The 17,272-nt window shown below is 53.0% G+C and carries 18 protein-coding genes; 13 read left to right on the forward strand and 5 right to left on the reverse strand.

The annotated features are described in order from the left end of the window. Positions 1-60: 60 nt before the first annotated feature. Positions 61-1,455, reverse strand: coding sequence for an APC family permease (locus tag FC43_RS04170; protein ID WP_056954347.1), 1,395 nt, complete (start codon positions 1,453-1,455; stop codon positions 61-63). A 193-nt stretch (positions 1,456-1,648) separates the two neighbouring features. Between FC43_RS04170 and FC43_RS04175 the strand changes: the two genes are divergently transcribed. From FC43_RS04175 to FC43_RS04210, 8 genes are all read left to right on the forward strand, one after another. Then, positions 1,649-2,074, forward strand: a complete 426-nt coding sequence (locus tag FC43_RS04175; protein ID WP_019206644.1) for a bis(5'-nucleosyl)-tetraphosphatase — start codon at positions 1,649-1,651, stop codon at positions 2,072-2,074. Next, positions 2,067-2,636 (forward strand): guanylate kinase, encoded by a 570-nt coding sequence (locus FC43_RS04180; protein WP_019206645.1) that lies wholly within the window; start codon positions 2,067-2,069, stop codon positions 2,634-2,636. Before FC43_RS04175 ends, FC43_RS04180 begins: the two co-directional genes overlap by 8 nt. After that, on the forward strand, positions 2,637-3,074 hold the full coding sequence (locus FC43_RS04185) for a Fur family transcriptional regulator (protein WP_019206646.1): 438 nt from the start codon (positions 2,637-2,639) through the stop codon (positions 3,072-3,074). Positions 3,075-3,186: 112 nt separating this feature from the next. Next, positions 3,187-3,582, forward strand: a complete 396-nt coding sequence (locus FC43_RS04190; protein WP_019206647.1) for a hypothetical protein — start codon at positions 3,187-3,189, stop codon at positions 3,580-3,582. A gap of 11 nt (positions 3,583-3,593) precedes the next feature. Then, positions 3,594-4,424, forward strand: coding sequence for a DUF6681 family protein (locus tag FC43_RS04195; RefSeq protein WP_019206648.1), 831 nt, complete (start codon positions 3,594-3,596; stop codon positions 4,422-4,424). A gap of 211 nt (positions 4,425-4,635) precedes the next feature. Next, on the forward strand, positions 4,636-5,280 hold the full coding sequence (locus FC43_RS04200) for a GntR family transcriptional regulator (protein WP_056954349.1): 645 nt from the start codon (positions 4,636-4,638) through the stop codon (positions 5,278-5,280). Positions 5,281-5,852: 572 nt separating this feature from the next. Next, on the forward strand, positions 5,853-6,644 hold the full coding sequence (locus tag FC43_RS04205; protein ID WP_019206650.1) for a 2-keto-4-pentenoate hydratase: 792 nt from the start codon (positions 5,853-5,855) through the stop codon (positions 6,642-6,644). Positions 6,645-6,653: 9 nt separating this feature from the next. Beyond that, positions 6,654-7,601 (forward strand): 2-dehydropantoate 2-reductase, encoded by a 948-nt coding sequence (locus FC43_RS04210; protein WP_019206651.1) that lies wholly within the window; start codon positions 6,654-6,656, stop codon positions 7,599-7,601. Positions 7,602-7,762: 161 nt separating this feature from the next. Here the strand turns inward: FC43_RS04210 and FC43_RS04215 are convergent, their stop codons facing one another. From FC43_RS04215 to FC43_RS04230, 4 genes are all read right to left on the reverse strand, one after another. Then, positions 7,763-8,866, reverse strand: a complete 1,104-nt coding sequence (locus FC43_RS04215; RefSeq protein WP_019206652.1) for a glycerol dehydrogenase — start codon at positions 8,864-8,866, stop codon at positions 7,763-7,765. Positions 8,867-8,988: 122 nt separating this feature from the next. Beyond that, on the reverse strand, positions 8,989-9,939 hold the full coding sequence (locus tag FC43_RS04220) for a LacI family DNA-binding transcriptional regulator (RefSeq protein WP_056954351.1): 951 nt from the start codon (positions 9,937-9,939) through the stop codon (positions 8,989-8,991). Further along, on the reverse strand, positions 9,939-10,769 hold the full coding sequence (locus FC43_RS04225) for a Cof-type HAD-IIB family hydrolase (protein ID WP_019206654.1): 831 nt from the start codon (positions 10,767-10,769) through the stop codon (positions 9,939-9,941). The genes FC43_RS04220 and FC43_RS04225 overlap by 1 nt, the downstream gene beginning before the upstream one ends. 104 nt (positions 10,770-10,873) lie before the next feature. Continuing rightward, positions 10,874-11,701, reverse strand: coding sequence for an HAD family hydrolase (locus tag FC43_RS04230; protein ID WP_019206655.1), 828 nt, complete (start codon positions 11,699-11,701; stop codon positions 10,874-10,876). 208 nt (positions 11,702-11,909) lie between these two features. Between FC43_RS04230 and FC43_RS04235 the strand changes: the two genes are divergently transcribed. The 5 genes from FC43_RS04235 (at position 11,910) to purQ (ending at position 17,253) form a co-directional block, all read left to right on the forward strand. Continuing rightward, positions 11,910-13,718, forward strand: coding sequence for a heavy metal translocating P-type ATPase (locus FC43_RS04235; protein ID WP_056954367.1), 1,809 nt, complete (start codon positions 11,910-11,912; stop codon positions 13,716-13,718). 274 nt (positions 13,719-13,992) lie between these two features. Beyond that, positions 13,993-15,309: an MFS transporter gene (locus FC43_RS04240; protein WP_056954353.1), complete on the forward strand. Its 1,317-nt coding sequence runs from the start codon at positions 13,993-13,995 to the stop codon at positions 15,307-15,309. A gap of 306 nt (positions 15,310-15,615) precedes the next feature. Then, positions 15,616-16,335, forward strand: coding sequence for a phosphoribosylaminoimidazolesuccinocarboxamide synthase (gene purC, locus FC43_RS04245; protein ID WP_056954370.1), 720 nt, complete (start codon positions 15,616-15,618; stop codon positions 16,333-16,335). A gap of 1 nt (position 16,336) precedes the next feature. Continuing rightward, positions 16,337-16,582 (forward strand): phosphoribosylformylglycinamidine synthase subunit PurS, encoded by a 246-nt coding sequence (gene purS / locus FC43_RS04250; protein ID WP_019206659.1) that lies wholly within the window; start codon positions 16,337-16,339, stop codon positions 16,580-16,582. Then, entirely contained in the window at positions 16,582-17,253 is a 672-nt protein-coding gene (purQ, locus tag FC43_RS04255) for a phosphoribosylformylglycinamidine synthase subunit PurQ (RefSeq protein WP_019206660.1), read from the forward strand. The genes purS and purQ overlap by 1 nt, the downstream gene beginning before the upstream one ends. Positions 17,254-17,272: the final 19 nt, after the last annotated feature.

The following is a 17,272-nucleotide window of genomic DNA, read 5'->3' on the forward strand; positions in this document are numbered from 1 at the left end:
CAACTTAAAATAATTACCCCCATTATCGCACGTTCGCGGATAATGGGGGTAATGATCAACTTAATTTTCAGTTTTGTTCAATTTACTGTGTTGGTAACCGTAGGCAAAGTACAGCAGTAAGCCAAAGGTAAACCAGATTCCGGCCCCGATGAAGGTTTCCAGTTTTAACAGGGTAATCATGGCCAAGCAAGCGATCCCGGAAAGAATTGGCAAGATCGGGTACAACGGCACCTTGAAGCCTTGCGAATTGTCAATGTCGGTCCGCTTGCGCAGCGGGATAATCCCAAAGGAAACGAAGGTAAAGGCCAGCAGGGTCCCGATGTTGACCAAGCTGGTCAGGTTATCTAAGGAGACCAGCCCGCCCATGAAGGCGATGATCACGGCCACGACCCACAGGGCATTTTTGGGAACCATTGTGTGAGGATCTAATTTCGCCAAGAAGGTCGGCAACATCCCGTCCCGGCCGATTGAGTAGACCAACCGGGAACTGGAGTAGATCATCGTGAACATCATGGTGAACATCCCCACCAAGGCCCCGATGGACAGCAGGTCCGCCAACCAACCTTGGTTGACGCTCTTTAAAGCAAAGGCAACCGGGTTGGCGACGTCTAGTTTGGTGTACTTGACCATTCCGACCAAGACGGCGGCAACGGCCATGTAAAGGACGGTCGCAATGACTAAGGTCCCAATGATCCCAAAGGTCATATTTTTCTTAGGGTTTTTCACTTCAGCGGCTGACGAAGAAACGGCGTCAAAGCCAAGGAAGGCAAAGAAGACCGTCGTGGCCCCCGTAAAGGCCCCACCCAACTTGTAAGGCAAGAAGGGGTGGTAGTTGGCGGGCTTGATAAAGAAGACCCCGACAGCCACGAAGGCGACGATGATGATGATCTTCACCAGGACGGCCAGGTTGTTGACCCGGACCGAAGCTTTCATTCCGTGAGCCAACATGGCGGTAATCCCCAGGACAATTAAAACGGCCACCAGGTTGATGTACGTTCCGTGGGCCGGGTCAAAGGGACCGGTTAAAGCATGGGGCAGCCGGATTCCAAAACTTTCCAGCAAGGATAGGAAGTAGGCGGCCCACCCGGTCGAAACGGCGGCGACGGCCAGCATGTATTCCAAGATCAAGGCCCAGCCTAAAATCCAGCCGATGATTTCACCAAAGACCACGTTCCCGTAGGAGTAAGCACTCCCGGCGACGGGCAGGGCAGAAGAAAATTCGGCGTAACACATGGCGGCCAAGGCGCAGACAATGGCGGCTAGTAAAAAGGATAGGATCACGCCGGGACCGGCATCAACGGCGGCCACGGTCCCGGGCAAAATGAAGATCCCGGTCCCAATGACGGCCCCGATCCCGAGCGCCATTAAGTCGAAAGCTGATAGCGACTTGACGAAGTTTTTATCCGTTCCCAAGTAGCGATCGAGGCTTTCTTTACGCATGATATTCAATTTCATTGGAAAGTCCTCCGTGGGTATTCTGCGATAATTGCTAATCCAATTTTATTTAAAATTAAATGAGAAGTCAATTAGAACGTTTTGTGAAACCGCTTCTTTATGGGGTTGAACGGAATGGTTGCTTTTTAAAGCCGATCCGTTGACAATAGAGGGCGAAGACAAACTGACAACAATCAGGAAGGAAAATGAAATTATGGCAATTGAAAAAACCAGCGGCGCTGTCGTGTACCGGGTGCAAGATGGCCAATTGGAATACCTCTTGTTACAAAGCACCAACCGGGGGAACTTTTGGGGCTTTCCGAAGGGCCACGTCGAAGGCGCCGAGGATTTAATTACGACCGCCACCCGCGAAATCAAAGAAGAAACCAGCCTCGCGTTAACGGTCGACCCGGCCTTTTCGGTCTACACGGAGTACGACTTGCCCAATGGCAACCGCAAGGAAATGACGTTGTTTACCGCGCTGGTCCCAACGGAGACGACCTTGCAACTGCAAGCGGCGGAAATCAAAAATGCTGCTTGGCTGCCTTACGAACAAGCGCGGCAACGGTTAACCTATCAAAATTTGAAACAACTCTTAGATCAAGCCCACGCCCATTTAAGGGAGCAAATCAATGCCTAAGCCACCGGTAATTATCCTTTGTGGGGCGGCGGGAACCGGGAAAACGACGGTGCAGCAGTACTTGCGCCAGCGCTTTAACTTAGCCCGGGTGATCACGCACACCACCCGGCCGCCGCGCCCCGGTGAAGTGGCCGGGCAAGACTATTACTTTGAGACGCCGGCTTCCATGGCCAAATTGCACTTATTTGAGCAGGTGGAGTACGATCACTATCGCTATGGTTCATCGCAAGAAGGCCTGCAACGGGCCTTGGCTGATCATCCGGGGGCGGTGATGGTCTTGGATACCAAAGGGGCCGTGACCTATCGAAAAGCGCTTGGGGATCAGGTAAAGGTGCTCTTTTTAACGGTGACGGATCACCAGCAACTCCGGCAGCGTTTGACCCACCGGGGGGATGCCCCCGCGGCGATCGCTTCCCGGCTGGCCAGCGAAGAATTTCAGCGTGATTTGACCCTGCCGCCAGCTTTACAAGCCCAGGCCCTGATCTTAAGAAATGATGATTGGGCCGCCACGGTCGTCCAATTAGAACGGTATGCCACCCAATGGGGATTGAAGGGAAAATAAATGAGTGAATCAATCGCAACGGCTTTGCAGACATTAAAGCAGGCCAACTACCGGATTACTAAGCAACGCCGCCACTTGTTGGCTTTGTTGGCAGCGCAATCGGAACACTACATCGATATTACGACCTTAGATGATCAGATGCGCCAAGCTTTTGCCGGGGTCAGTCACAACACGATCTACCGCAATTTGGCGGAGTTTGCGGCCTTAGGATTAGTGGAGATTACGCGGCGGTCCAACGGTCAGGCCGTCAAATTTCGCTGTGAGCGGCCCCACCACCACCACTTTATCTGCCAGACGTGCGGGCGGGTCTTGGAGATTCAGATGCCGAAGTGGGATCCCAGCTATTATGAGCAACAATTACCGGGGGCCAAGATTACCGGCCATAATTTTGAATTGTATGGCCAGTGTCCGAAGTGTGCCAACCGGCAAAAGTCGTAAAGATTTACGATTTCTTTAATGTTTGCCCGGGTGGGAATTTAGTACAATGAGGGATAAAACAAAGTTAGCAAGCACCGGGGCGGCTGCCTGTCAGGTGCTTGGGGAGGAAAAAATGGCCAAGACACCACCGTTTGTCACCCCCTTTGCCTTGGTATCATTAGTGTTGGCCCTTGGCGCGACCAACGTGGTGGTTAACAAAACCACTCATACCAATGAAGGGGCGAAGGTGACGACCACCACGACCAGTACTGATTCAGAGCGTCAAGTAACGCCAAGTGACCGGAGTACTTCGGATCGGCCCAAGGATGACCGTGACGCAAGTGATGATCACAGCCAAGCGGATCATTCAGCGACGGCGCCGAGTCAAGCGGACCGGACCAGTACGACGTCGCAAACAACGACGACGGATCATTCAGAGCCAACAGACGATACCACCGCAACGTCAACGTCGGCTTCGCAGGCCAGTTCAGCCGCCACCAATAACGCGTCGACCGCGTCCAGTAACTAGGGGGGATGACGATGTTTAGCTTCTTAGACATGATTAACAGCTCGCTGAGTTACTTTAACATCAAGCCGACGCTGAAAAATAAGATTTACATTGCCATTGCCACCTTGGGGGATGGCTACTTAATTTACGTTACTTGCCGGCTCTTTTTGAACCAAGTTTGGTTGCGGGGGCTCTTGTATTGTTTGGCCGTGGTTTTTTTAACGTACTATCTGTATTTAAATTTTGTCTACTACTTCTTAGATCGGACCTCGCGGTTTGACTTCTTATCGCCGTGGCTAAGCAAGGTGACCGGGACCGCCCCGGATGCGACGACCGGGAAAATGCCGCGGCAAAGGCGCCAAGCGGCTTTGAATCAAGCGGCGGGCTATTACGAAGACCACGACACGGTTCGGGCGGCGGTAACGATTGATGCCACGGAACAAGCCAACTTGCGGGCCTTGGTGGACCAACTGGTGGCTGAGCACCTTTTGGTGGCCGAATATGATGGTTTGAGTGAAGCGGAAATTTTGGCGCAGTACCGGGCCAAAAATGAACCAGTCCCGGCCTTAAATTCGGGCCAAACCCTGCCGTATTATGAATTGGTCCATGAAGCGGCTCGCCACCGCTTGACGATTTACGCCGGGATGAACGCGATGGACAAGCAACCGGTGGGGCACATTACCAAGGTGGGCTTAACGGATGCGCATGATGCGCGGGTGCAATACCAACTGTATTTGGCGAAGCTCTTTGTGACCGGCGGCCCCCATAAGATTGCCGGGCGGCGCGACACCACGATCTTAACCGATGGGGATTTTGGGCTTGTAGCGTACTTAGCCTACCGGGAAAAGCAGCCTAAGGGATAGAATTAGGAAATTCATAAGGGAAACGTCATGGAATTCAAAGCTGTTGCTGGGGACTAAAAAGTCAACGCAAGGCTGACGGACGCGCCTGGAAAGCGTTTTTTCGCTTGCTGGGCGCGTTTTGACTATTCATAAGTAAATGATTGTGTTCAGTTTAAATTTAACGTGCGATAATAAAAACAACAACTTTGGTGAAAGGGAGGGGCGGTTGAACGTGAAAAAAGACCAAACCTATACCGAAACAATTATGCACAGTATTCGGCGCGACATTATTCTGGGGACGTACCGGCCGGGAGATAAGTTAGTGATTTCGGAGTTGAAAAAGTACTATCAGGTATCCTTATCAGTCATCCGGGAAGCGTTAACGCGCCTGACGGAACAAGAAATTGTCACGGCGACTCCCAACGTCGGCTTTCGGGTGGCTCAGATCAGTCCCCAGGGGATTCAAGAACTCAAACAGGCCCGGTTGATTAACGAAGGGACGGCGATCAAGTTGGCAATTGAACGCGGCTCGATTGAATGGGAGGCCAAACTGGTGGCGGCCTACTATAAATTAGTCCATACGGAGATTTACCTGCCCAAGACCCAACAATTAAATCTGGAATGGTTTATGGCCCATAAGCACTTTCACATGACCATTGTCGAAGGTGCGGGCAATCGCTTCCTATCCAAAATCTGCTTGCGCTTATGGAACCAAAGCGAGTTGTCTCGGAGTCAAGCCTTGGTGGGGCATAAGGTTGCCCCCGGAATCGAAGAACACCGGCAGTTAACCAAGGCGATTACGGACCGGGATGTTGACCGGGCCTTAGAAATTCATGCGGCGCACTTAACCAACGGGATTAATCACCGGCAAAAGTAGCAGTGCTGACGATAAAAAAATAAGTTGACCCGGGTAGGCACTGACCCATTGGGCCACGAAAAGTTAAATTAAAAAAATCTCATGTTAAGGGGTTGACGAAACCGTCAAAAGCCCCTATACTCTTAACCAACAATTAAAGATCAATGAGAAAGACGCGGAGGGAACCCGTTCTGGTGCCTTGGTTAAGAGAGTCAACGGTTGGTGTGAGTTGATCCAAATCTCCAGTAACATATCATTCCTGAGTTACCGGCTGAATTGCAGTAGGCTTGGTTGGGGGCCACCCATTACAGTGGTCGCGGATTCAATCAGAGTCCGTAGTAAGATGGTCGTTAATGACGACTAAGTGGGATGGTACCGCGCGGCAGCGCTCCTATAATGACAATGGTCATGATAGGAGCGCTTTTTGTTTTTCCGCCGGTCCCCAGGAATTGAGCCCAGAACACTCCATCACATATTTGCTAATCTTTCCGCTCACCAGAGCCACATATCCCGGCGCGGCTTTCTTAGTAGGACTGGCTGCGATCTTTGATGACATATTTTATTTACACTTAGCTTTTATGGAGGTAATGATAATGACTCAATTAAATGCCAAACAAACCGAATTTGCCAACGCGCTGTACCAAGCTTACGCCAAGAACGAACCGTTAACCGAAAGTGATTGGACAGGGGTGGTGACTGACGATGACACGGCCTATGCCGTCCAAGACCAGGTTATGCAACTTAAGGGGCAACCAGTTGCGGGTTACAAAGTATCGTTGACCAGCAAGCAGACCCAAGACATGTTTGACGCGGATTCGCCGCTGTATGGTCAGCAAGTGGCTGAACGGTTCTTAACGGCGCCGGCCGACGTTAACTTGGCGGACTTAAATGAACCCTTAGTGGAAGTTGAACTCGCCTTCCGGGCAAAAGAAGATTTACATAGCAATGATTCCCTGGACGATCTTTTACATAAGGTAACGGTGGCAGGCGCGTTAGAAGTGCCGGATGCCCGCTTTAAGGATTGGTTCCCGAGCCTGGGCAAGTACAATGTGATGTCCGATTGTGCCGTTGGGGGCCTGGTGGTGTTAGGAACGGAAAAAGATGCCGACTTGGTCTTTAGTGATGTTGCGGCGGCCGCAACGGTCAATGCCACGCTGGTTAAGGATGGCAAAGAATTGGCCAGTGGGACCTCAGCCGAAGTGCTCGGCAACCCACTGGAATCCTTAAAGTGGCTGGTCACCAAGTTGGAAGCCCAAGGCAAGGGCTTTAAGGCGGGCCAAGTCGTTTCTTCGGGGACCTTTGTCTTGCCGCCTCACCTGACCGCCGGAAAGTGGGAAGTGCACTTTGACCACGAATTGGGTGACGTGGTCGTAAATGCTAAGTAGGTAAAAGAGATGCGAATTGCAGTTGCCGGCGTGGGCGGGATGGGCACCCGCTTTGCGCTGAAGTTAGCTCAGGCAGGCAATGACGTCACGTTGGTAGAAACGTGGTCCGTGCGGCTGAAGGCCCTGAAAACCCAGGGGTTGCAAGCTAAGCTGGACGGGCAAGAAGTAACCATGCAGTTGCCGGCCTATGCCCCTGATGAAGTCCCAGCGACCCCAGGCTTTGACCTGGTCTTGTTTTTGACCAAGAGTATGCAACTAGCTGCCTTGGCCAGGACCCTACAACCCCTGTATGGTCCACAAACCTACGTCTTATGCCTGATGAACGGGATTGGCCACGAGCAAACCCTGGGTAAGTACGTTCCCCAAGAACGCTTACTGTTAGGCAATACGATGTGGACAGCTCAAATGGCGCGGCCCGACCACGTCTTATTGCAAGATGATGGGTCGTGTGAACTGGGCAGTCTGACGGCGGACCCTACTCAGGCCCAGATGGCCCAAACGGTCGTGGACGTGTTCACCCAAGCCGGCTTAAAGCCCCGCTTGCTTGATGACCCTCGCTATTCCGTCTTTCGCAAGGGATGTGTCAATGGGACCCTCAATACCTTGTGCACCCTCTTAGAATGTAATGTGGCGGAGTTTGGGCAAACCACCCCGGCCCATGCCTTGGTGGAAGCAATTGTCAAAGAGTTTGCGGCTGTCGGAGCCAAGCAAGGCTTACACTTGGATGTCGCAGAGGCGGTCGCACACGTGGAATCATGCTACACTGTGATTGGTGAGCATTATCCCTCGATGTATCAGGACCTGGTGGTCAACAACCGGCCAACGGAAATTGACTACATTAACGGCTACGTAGCCCGACACGGGCAGGCAGCGGGCGTGGCGACCCCGTATTGTCAGTTGTTAACGGCGCAAGTGCACGTTAAAGAGCAGTTGCGTCACGCCCACAATGATCAATAAGCGAGCGACTTTGGCTGCCGGCGACCAACCTAAGGCGGCCAAGTAAGGGGCAGACCATTTGATGTACCAACCATCGGTACTTGCCCTAACTTTTTTCCAAATTCGAGCTATTAAGAAAAGGAGCGCAGTCCTGCGGGGCGGCGCTCCTTTTGTCAGTGAGGTTATTTTTCTTGGTAGGCGCGACTGTAAGCGTCGGTAGCGCGCATCGCGTCCGCAACATCGGCAGGCGTAACTTTAAATGGCATCCGGTCCATCGTATCGCCAGTGGCACAAGCCAATTCCCCGACTTTTAGCAAATTGGCTTCACTCGGGTCATCGATCCCGACGGCTTTAAAAGTGGTGGGCAGCCCGAGCGCCAACATTAACTTGAGGTACTTTTCAAAGCGGGTTTGGTCCGCTCCTTCCAACATTAATTGGGTCAGGGTCCCGAAGGCCACCTTTTCGCCGTGGGTCATTTCGTGGATCCGCCCAGTCAACGCGCTTAGGCCATTGTGGATGGCATGGGCGGCCGATAAACCGCCACTTTCGAAGCCGACGCCGCTCATCAAGGTGTTGGCTTCGACGATCTTTTCCACGGCCTGACTGATGGTCTGGTTGGCGACCGCACTCAGGGCCATTTCACCGTAGGCAAAGAGGGTTGCTTCACACCGTTCAGCGATGGCAAGGCCGACTTGGGTTTGTTGGGCATCAAGCATCGTTTTGCCCGCTGCTTGGTGCACCGCTTGGGCTTCCATATTGGTCGCCAAGGCATCGGCAATTCCGGACGCGAAGTAGCGGGCGGGAGCCTGGGCGATGACCTTGGTGTCGACTAAGACCAGGTCTGGGTTATGGCTGTAGAAGCGGTAGTTGGCAAAGGAGCCATCCTCGTGATAGATCACGGAAAGCCGTGAACATGGGGCATCGGTGGAGGCTAAGGTTGGCAGGATCGCCACCTTGCAGCCGAGGTTGTCGGCGATCGCCTTAGCGCTGTCAAGGGTCTTTCCGCCGCCCAGACCGACAATTACGTTGGCTTTAAATTTTTGTCCGATGGCCGTAATTCGGTTGATTTCGGCCTCTGAGGCTTCCCCTTGGAATTCAACTTCTTGGAGGGTAAAGCCCTGGCCCTTTAAATAAGTGAAGAATTGAGCACCTAACAAGTCAAAGACGGTCTGCCCACCCATTACCAAGAGGCGGTCACCGAGTTGGTGTAGGTACGGTGCGCTTTGAAAGAGCACGTCGCTACCTTGCACATAGGTCGCCGGACTGGCGAAAACAGTTGTTGCCATGAAAAATTCCTCCTTAAATTAGCTGGCTGATTTACGCAACGGTAACATGAACTTTATTATACACTTATGTGAATTATTGCACAATATCAATTAAGATAAAGGCGCCACAGGGGCGCACCAAATTAGCGTTCCGATGGTAACAAAAATTGGGCTGGAATACATAGCCGAGGCTGGGGGCTGCGTGGTTCGGTTGCCAACCGGAAGGCCTGCTGCCCGATCTCGGTTAGGTGATTGTCAATCGTGGGCAAATTCAGCAGGCGGCCAGCGAGCTGATTTTCTTGTCCGATCAACTGGGGAGCGGGCTGGTGGGCCGCCGCAAAGGCCGCTTGCAAACCGGCCGCGGGCGCATCGCCATTGGTGAAGAGCGCTTGGGGCCAGTTGCCTTGTGCCAACAAGCGGGTCCCGATTTGGTAGCCATCTTGGTAGGTTAACACATCGGTCACCACCAGGGGCGCTTTGGTGGTGGGCCAAAGCGTTCGATAGGCGGCCAGCGCAGCCGCAGTGGTCGCAGACTGGTCAGCGGGGCGGGCAAACAAAAAACCAATTTGGTGGATCCCGCCTTGCTTTAACCATTGCAGGGCGGCTAAGTACCCCGCTTGGCGATCCGGGTAAACCGCGGCCAAAGGTAAGTCACCCGGGTCTTCACAAACCACCACTGGTCCCCAGCTTTGGCGCTCGGTCAGATATTGTAAACTTGCTTCGTGGGAAGCGAAGATCAGGCCATCAAATAACTTGCGTTTGAGTTGGGTCAGATATTTGGTTTCAACAGCGACATCGTAACGTGAGGGCAAGAGACTGATTTGGTAGGCCGAAGAAAAAGCCGCCGTTAAAATTCCATGGACTAACTGATTGAAATAGGGATGGTTCATGTGGGGCAAAACAACCCCGATCGTAAAAGTCTTGCCCTGACTGAGGTCTTGGGCGACCCCGTTTGGGACGTAATTTAGGTCTGCAATGGCGGCTTCAATTTTGGCTTGGGCGGTCTCAGACACGTAACCGTGGTGATTTAAAGCGCGCGAAACGTTGGCGACCGAGTAGCCACTGCGCTGAGCCACGTCTTTGATGTTAGCCATTAACTCACTTCCTTTAAAGCTGGGTGGGTAAACAGGGCATGGGCTACACCGTCGTCGTCATTTGACTTGGTAACGAAGGCGGCTTGAGCTTGGACGACGGGAGTGGCGTTTTCCATCACGATTGGCAGACCAACACTCTCTAACATTGGCAGGTCATTTTGTCCGTCGCCAAAGGCCGCGGCAGCGCTAGCACTGAGCTTTTTTTGCCGTAAGATGAATTGGACCCCGTGGGCTTTCTGGGCGTTACGATGCGTGATTTCAATAAAATCATAACCATAGGCGTGCCCCGATTGTTGGACGGCGATGTCCGGTAAATTTAAGCCGGCCAACAAGGATTGGAGGGGTGCCACCAACATTGCATCTGGGATGGTCAGCATGATTTTTAAGGGCTTAAAACTTGGCTCCGCGCAGGCCGCCGCGGGTGATTTTAGCCGGGGTACTAAACCATTGCGGGCCTGTTCCTGGCGGACAATGTCATTATAGTGCGGCACATACCAGTTGAATTGATCGTAGTAGCTCAGACTGACTTGCGGAAAGTACATCATCACTGCGGCCATGATTACTCGCGCACTGAGCTGGCTGAGGGCCATTTTTTCCAGCACGCGGTAGCCCTTTTTGGTCGCGATAAAGACCAGCCCGCCATTAAAGGCGACTTGGGGGCCAGTTAGGTTCAGTGAACGCACGGTACTAAGCATTTCTTGCGGTGCTCGCGCTGAAACCAAGGAAATATCGCATGAAGTTTTTTGGATGGCGGCTTGGTTAGCGGGGCTGACGTGGCCACGGGAGTTTAATAACGTCCCGTCGAGATCAAAAAAGAGCTGTTTAATCATGAAAAATCCCTCCTCTTAGGCCGTGAGTTTAATTTGGATCAAGGTTGCCTTGATCATGTCTCTAGCCTACGGTGTGGAACGCGTTACAGGTCAAGCTTTTTTGATCAATTCTTTTGAAAGGCCGGGTGAGTCAAGACCGCGTGGGCCCAACCGTCGGCCGTATTCGGCTTGGTGACGTACTTTGCGGCGGCTTGGACTTTGGCGCTGGCATTGCCCATTGCAATTGGCAACCCGACGGCCGCTAACATAGGCAGGTCATTTTCACCGTCCCCGAAAGCCGCCGTCTCCGTACGCTGCAGCCCTGCCTCCGCCATGATCGTTTGGACCCCGTGAGCCTTGTTGGCCTGGCGACTGGTGATGTCAATAAAGCTGACGCCCTGTTCGCTGGCGGGGATTTGTAAGCTGACGTCGGTCAAACCAAGCCCTGCGATCAATTTTACGACGGGGGCCGGCTTTTGCGGCGCTTCCATGATCAGGGTGACTTTGATTAAGTTAAAGTCGGCTTGGCTCAGCAATGGTTCGACCGGGGTGATGGTCGGGGCCGCCGCGGAGCGGGCGGCTTGGCGGGCTACCCCGCGGTCGGCCTGGGGCGCATACCAGCGGAAGGGATCGTAAAGGTTGATGCTGACGGCCGGAAAGTGACGTTGCACCGCCTGAATGATTTGCAGGGCACTATTGGCAGCTAAAGGGATGGTGTGCAGGGGGTGAATTTGGTGGTGGTGTAACTGGTAGATCAGCGCCCCGTTAAAGCCAATCTGGGGACCAGTGAGGTGCAGTTGGGTGGCGAAGGGGGCCATGTCAACGGCCGAGCGCGCCGAAACCAGGGTGACGGGCAGGTCGACTTGGTGAATGGCGTGGCGAGTGGCGGCGGAGATTTGTCCCGCAGGATTTAACAAGGTACCGTCCATGTCGGTAAAAATGTGTTTGATCATCAGGAGTTCCTTTCCATTTTTTTAAGACTTATTATACACTTTGTATGAAAACGTTCTCTATGCTGCATCAGGATAAAAAGAATTTTAAGATATTCCAAGAATGGGTAACTGCTTGGTCCGGAAATAGCGGGAAAGGCCAGTGTAATTAGATTAGATGCGTTATAATGTAGATAAAGAACAACTGGAATTTAAAAAGGGGGGCGCCATCATGGGTCACAAGCAAAAATTGATGTTACTAGGCGGGGTAGCCGTGGTAGCGGCGGTTTGCCAATGGGGCTTTGGCCACCCGGGCGGGGCCCAATTGATTAATACCGTCGCCGGCGGGGTCATCGCCCTGTCAATGCTGGTTGAAATGATCAAGAAGTTGCGGACCGGGGACTACGGGGTCGACCTCTTAGCGGTAACGGCCATCGTGGCGACCCTGGCCGTGGGAGAATATTGGGCGGCAATGGTGATTTTACTGATGTTGATCGGGGGTGACACCCTGGAAGACTACGCCAATGCCAAGGCCCACAGTGAGTTAAAGACCTTGCTGGATAACAGTCCCCGGACGGGGCACGTGAAGGTTGACGGGCAGTTGGTGGATCGGCCGGTTGAGGCGTTAACCGTTGGCCAAGAAGTGGTCGTACGGCCGGGCGAGCTGGTCCCAGTCGACGGGACGGTCCTGGAGGGGGAAAGTACGGTTAATGAATCTTCGTTAACCGGGGAATCCAAGCCCTTGGACAAGGAAGTCGGCGACCAACTGTTGTCTGGTTCGGTCAACGGTGATGCGACGCTGACGATGCGCGTTGAGCGGACGGCGCAGGACAGTCAGTACCAGCAACTGGTGGAATTAATCAAGCAAGCCGACCAAACCCCGGCGGACTTTGTTCGGTTAGCCGACCGGTACGCCTTGCCGTTTACGTTGGTTTCCTACTTGATTGCCGGAATTGCCTGGTGGGTTGCCCAGGATCCGGTCCGTTTTGCCCAAGTCCTGGTGGTAGCGTCGCCGTGTCCGTTGATTTTAGCGGCGCCGGTCGCCTTTGTTTCGGGGATGAGCCGGGCTTCGCACGCGGGGATTGTGGTCAAAACCGGGGCCGTGATTGAAAAATTAGCGACGGCGAAGACGGCCGCCTTTGATAAGACGGGGACCCTGACGAAGGGGAATCTAGCGGTCAGTCAGGTGGTGCCGGCGGCTGGCCAAAAGGCAAGCGAGTTGCTGCAGTTGGTAGCCAGTGCGGAACAGACCTCCGGGCACGTCTTGGCCCAATCGATTGTAACCAAGGCTAAGGAAGCAGGGTTGCAGTTAGTCGAACCAACGGCGATGAGTGAAGTGACGGCCAAGGGGATTGTGGCCACCATTGCGGGCCGGGAAGTAAAGGTGGGCAAGCTGGCGTTTGTGACCACTGATCCGGCTGTTCAAGAGGTCGCAACCACCGCGGTTTACGTCGCGGTCGACGGTCAGTACTGGGGCCGGATCGAATTAGCCGACCAGCTGCGGCCTGAAGCTTCCATCACCTTGCAACGCCTGCAAGCCGCTGGGGTCGCTCATTTAATGATGGTCACGGGAGATCGCCAAGCGATTGCTGAGCGGATTGCCAGTGAAGTGGGAATTACCGAGGTCTACGGCGATTTACTGCCTAAGGACAAGGTCGCCCATTTAAATGACTTGCCCCAGGATCACCGGCCCAGCATCATGGTCGGGGACGGGGTGAATGATGCGCCGGTCTTAAAAGTAGCGGATGTGGGGATCGCAATGGGGGCGCACGGTTCAACGGCAGCCAGTGAATCGGCCGACGTGGTGATTCTGACCGATAATTTGCAAAAGGTCGCCGAAGCCGTGTCAATCGCTGAAGATACCTTAAAGATTGCCAAGCAGGCGGTTTGGATTGGGATCGCGGTTTGTACCGGGTTAATGCTGATCTGTTCGACGGGCTGGGTGCCAACGATCGTCGGGGCAATGCTGCAAGAAGTGGTGGATACTGTCTGCATCCTGTGGGGCTTAAAGGCTAAGCGCGCGGGAATGCTGTTGGAATAGGCAAAAGGAAGCGGGGCACCCCCCGCTTTTTTCTTTTGGGGATGACCGCCCAGCGGACGATTGGCAAAAATAAGAAAAAGGCGTGAATTTCTCAGAAATCGCCGTGAAAATGAGGGTTTTCTCACCACTTTAGAAAATCTTAAAAACTTAGCATGAACCCTATTGCTAATGCGGTCAGGGGCTGTTCGAGAAAGGACCGTTGATTTGCTTGGTTTCAGAAATCCTGTTACGGTATTATTAACAATTACGATAATAAACGAACGTAAAGGAGTAGATGCGTATCGATGCAGCGGTGAGAAAGCTGAAAAATTTTAAGTTGGCCCCCTTTCTGAAGGTCCATGCCCTGATCTACTGGGCGGTGGTCCTTGGGCAATTCACGTGTGGGTATACCCTGGGGATTGCGGGGACGGCCTTTGACCTGGCGCAAACTGAGTTGGGCTTTAGTTCAGCTTGGTTGGGCTTGCTGGGGGCCGGGGCCTTGATTGGGCTGGCCGGCAGTTTAGTTATGGGGAACTTGGCCGACCGCTTTGGCCGGAAGCAAATGTTGATGGGAAATATGTACCTGTTCACCATTTTGGCACTCTTGCAGTTCTTCACGACGTCACCAATGCTGTTATTTTTACTGCGGATTGGGTTAGGTTTGATGATGGCAATCGACTATACGGTCGGCAATGCCTTATTGATTGAGTGGTTACCTAAAGAGCACGGTACCCAAAAGCAAACCAACCTGTTGTTATATTGGGCGTATGGGTTTGCCCTTTCCTTTATCTTAGGGTCCGTGTTGGCGGACTGGCGCTTGTTGTTAGCCTCGTCCGCGGTCTTTAGTCTGATTACCGCCCTCTTTCGGACGGTCGTCAAAATCCCGGCCTCCCCGGCTTGGTTGGCCAGTCAGGGGAAGCCTAAGCGCGCCCAACGGGTGGTCCAAAAGCGGATGGGGAAAAAGTGGGGCTTGCCGAAGCAATGGTTCCACGTGAAACAAGCGGAAGCGGCTTCCTGGCGACTCCTCTTTTCCAAGCAGTACCGGCGGGGAACGCTGGTCGGTAGTGCCTTTTATGCCACCCAAGCCTTTGCTTTCTTCGGGGTCAGCATCTTCTTGCCGGTCTTGTTAAAGAGTTTAGGGGTGGCCAATGCCTTCTTATCGGGAAGTTTGTACAACCTGGCTTTAATCGGCGGGACGGTCTTGGGGCTGGTGACCTTTAAACGGCTTGGTCGGCGGGTCTTTTTAATTACGACCTTTGGGGTATCGACGGTTTGCTTATTCTTAATGACCTTTGGTCGGCAAATGAGCAACCCGTTGTTGTTGACCATTTTCATTATTTTTGCCGTGACCCTTTCGGCGTCCTTATTGTTGGATTATACCTATACAACTGAATTGTTTGACATTAAGGTCCGCGCAACCGGGGTGGGCTTTGTCATTACGATGAGCCGGTTTGGGGCGGCCGCTGGGACCTTTGTGTTGCCAGTAATTATTGAAGTGGCCGGCCCATACGTCACGATGTTGGTTTGTGGAGTCGTCTTATTGCTGGGGACGGTAATCTGTGCCTGGCTGGCGCCGGAAACTAACCCGAAATTAACTTCAGTTAAAGCCTGATTGACTTTAGCGATCCTTACCAGAATTAACTGGTGGGGGTCGCTTTTTTGGTGCCGTTTTCTTGGCGGCTGGACCAGGCTTGTGATCGTGATCGGCTGACCAGCTATTGTTCGTTATTGTTGTTTGGTTGCCGAGGTAAAACCATTTAAATTCCCGTAATTATCGAACGAACTTAATTATTTTAAGTTTTAAAATCCGGGTTTTTAATTGACCCGCTAGCTAGATTCTGCTATTCTTAGCTTGAAATCGCGAATAAAGGATCCGCGAATGTTGTTAATGTTCGGAAATTATGAAGGAGTCGCGTTCATGGAAAAGTTGTTGTACACCGGAAAGGCCAAGCAAATGTGGCAAATGGAAGATCCCGAAGTGCTGCGGGTGGTTTATTTGGATCAAGCTACGGCCCTAAACGGGAAACAAAAGGATCACTTTGCCGGCAAGGGGCAAGCCGCTAAGGCCATTTCGGACCTGGTCTTCGGCTACTTGATTGACCACGGGATTGAAACCCACTTTATTAAGCAGCTTTCGCCGACGGAAGACCTGGTAAAAAAATGCGAAATGGTCCCGCTCGAATTTGTGACCCGCAACGTGGTCGCTGGCCACTTCGCGTCCCGCTACGGGTTAGCAGAAGGGCAAGTTTTAGCGGCACCAGTAGAAGAGACCTTCTATAAGTCAGATCAATTGGACGATCCCTTCATTAATAATTCCGCTGCGGTCGGGCTGCAGTTGGCCACCCCGGCGGAATTGGACCGGATGTGGGACTTGTGTCGGCAAGTCAACGCCTTATTGACCCCGCTCTTTGCCAAGGCCGGCATGCAGCTGGTTGACTTTAAGTTGGAATTTGGGCGCCTGGGCGATGGTCACATTGTCTTAGCGGACGAATTTTCGCCCGACAACTGTCGCTTATGGGATACTGCGACCAAGGATCACTTGGATAAGGATGTTTACCGGCGCCACCTCGCCGATTTAACTACGACTTACGAAACTGTCTTTACCCGGCTGCAAGCCGCACTCAAGGAGGAAGCCTAGCATGAAAGTTCGGATCTTTGTTACCTACAAGCAATCAGTCTTTGATCCCCAGGGGGAAACGATTAAGGATGCGATCCACGCCTTGGGCCACCAAGGGGTCACCGGGGTCACGGTCGGCAAGTTCTTTGACGTGACCTTTGCACCCGAGACGGCTGATGTGGAAGCGGCCGTCCAAGCGATTGCGGACCAACTGCTGGTTAACTTCAACATGGAAACCTACACGTACCAAGTGATGGAGGAAAAGTAATGAGACTGGCGGTAATTGTTTTTCCGGGTTCCAACTGTGATTTGGATCTCTATGAAGCCTTGCACACGGTCTGCGGGGCCGACGTTGAATACGTATCACATAAAGCCACCAGCTTGGCCGGCTTTGATGGGGTGATGATTCCCGGGGGCTTTTCGTACGGGGACTACCTGCGGGCGGGCGCGATTGCGCGGTTTGCGCCCGTGATGAAGGAGGTCATTCGGCTCGCCAAGGCGGGGGCGCCGGTCTTTGGTACCTGCAACGGTTTTCAAATCCTGACGGAAGCGGGGCTCTTGCCGGGGGCGCTGAAGAAAAATGACAGCCAACGCTTTGTCTGCAAGACGGTGGCCTTAGAAGTCGTGAACAACCAGACCCGCTTTACCCACCAATACACCGCTCATGAACGGATCAACTTGCCGATTGCCCATGCCGACGGCAGTTTTTACGCTGACCAAGCGACCTTGGACCAACTGGAAGCCAACGGTCAAGTCGTTTTCCGCTATGCCGAAGAAAATCCCAACGGCAGTTTAAACAACATTGCGGGGATTACCAATGCAGCCGGCAACGTCTTGGGGATGATGCCCCACCCCGAACGGGCGGTGGAAGCAATTTTGGGCAATACGGATGGTTTACGCCTGTTCAAATCGTTACTGACGCCGGCAGCTGCCGACTAGCTTAGCACGCAGGAAGGAT

Origin of the sequence: Limosilactobacillus ingluviei DSM 15946, from assembly GCF_001435775.1 — a bacterium.
Taxonomy (GTDB): Bacteria; Bacillota; Bacilli; order Lactobacillales; family Lactobacillaceae; genus Limosilactobacillus; species Limosilactobacillus ingluviei.

Bases quoted from the DNA above. Each gene is read 5' to 3' on its own strand.
- FC43_RS04175 (WP_019206644.1), top strand. From the start codon at position 1,649: ATGGCAATTGAAAAAACCAGCGGCGCTGTCGTGTACCGGGTGCAAGAT.
- purS (WP_019206659.1), top strand. From the start codon at position 16,337: ATGAAAGTTCGGATCTTTGTTACCTACAAGCAATCAGTCTTTGATCCC.
- FC43_RS04205 (WP_019206650.1), top strand. From the start codon at position 5,853: ATGACTCAATTAAATGCCAAACAAACCGAATTTGCCAACGCGCTGTAC.
- FC43_RS04220 (WP_056954351.1), bottom strand. From the start codon at position 9,939: ATGGCTAACATCAAAGACGTGGCTCAGCGCAGTGGCTACTCGGTCGCC.
- FC43_RS04210 (WP_019206651.1), top strand. From the start codon at position 6,654: ATGCGAATTGCAGTTGCCGGCGTGGGCGGGATGGGCACCCGCTTTGCG.
- FC43_RS04240 (WP_056954353.1), top strand. From the start codon at position 13,993: ATGCGTATCGATGCAGCGGTGAGAAAGCTGAAAAATTTTAAGTTGGCC.
- FC43_RS04195 (WP_019206648.1), top strand. From the start codon at position 3,594: ATGTTTAGCTTCTTAGACATGATTAACAGCTCGCTGAGTTACTTTAAC.
- purQ (WP_019206660.1), top strand. From the start codon at position 16,582: ATGAGACTGGCGGTAATTGTTTTTCCGGGTTCCAACTGTGATTTGGAT.
- purC (WP_056954370.1), top strand. From the start codon at position 15,616: ATGGAAAAGTTGTTGTACACCGGAAAGGCCAAGCAAATGTGGCAAATG.
- FC43_RS04180 (WP_019206645.1), top strand. From the start codon at position 2,067: ATGCCTAAGCCACCGGTAATTATCCTTTGTGGGGCGGCGGGAACCGGG.
- FC43_RS04185 (WP_019206646.1), top strand. From the start codon at position 2,637: ATGAGTGAATCAATCGCAACGGCTTTGCAGACATTAAAGCAGGCCAAC.
- FC43_RS04230 (WP_019206655.1), bottom strand. From the start codon at position 11,701: ATGATCAAACACATTTTTACCGACATGGACGGTACCTTGTTAAATCCT.
- FC43_RS04170 (WP_056954347.1), bottom strand. From the start codon at position 1,455: ATGAAATTGAATATCATGCGTAAAGAAAGCCTCGATCGCTACTTGGGA.
- FC43_RS04235 (WP_056954367.1), top strand. From the start codon at position 11,910: ATGGGTCACAAGCAAAAATTGATGTTACTAGGCGGGGTAGCCGTGGTA.
- FC43_RS04215 (WP_019206652.1), bottom strand. From the start codon at position 8,866: ATGGCAACAACTGTTTTCGCCAGTCCGGCGACCTATGTGCAAGGTAGC.
- FC43_RS04225 (WP_019206654.1), bottom strand. From the start codon at position 10,769: ATGATTAAACAGCTCTTTTTTGATCTCGACGGGACGTTATTAAACTCC.
- FC43_RS04190 (WP_019206647.1), top strand. From the start codon at position 3,187: ATGGCCAAGACACCACCGTTTGTCACCCCCTTTGCCTTGGTATCATTA.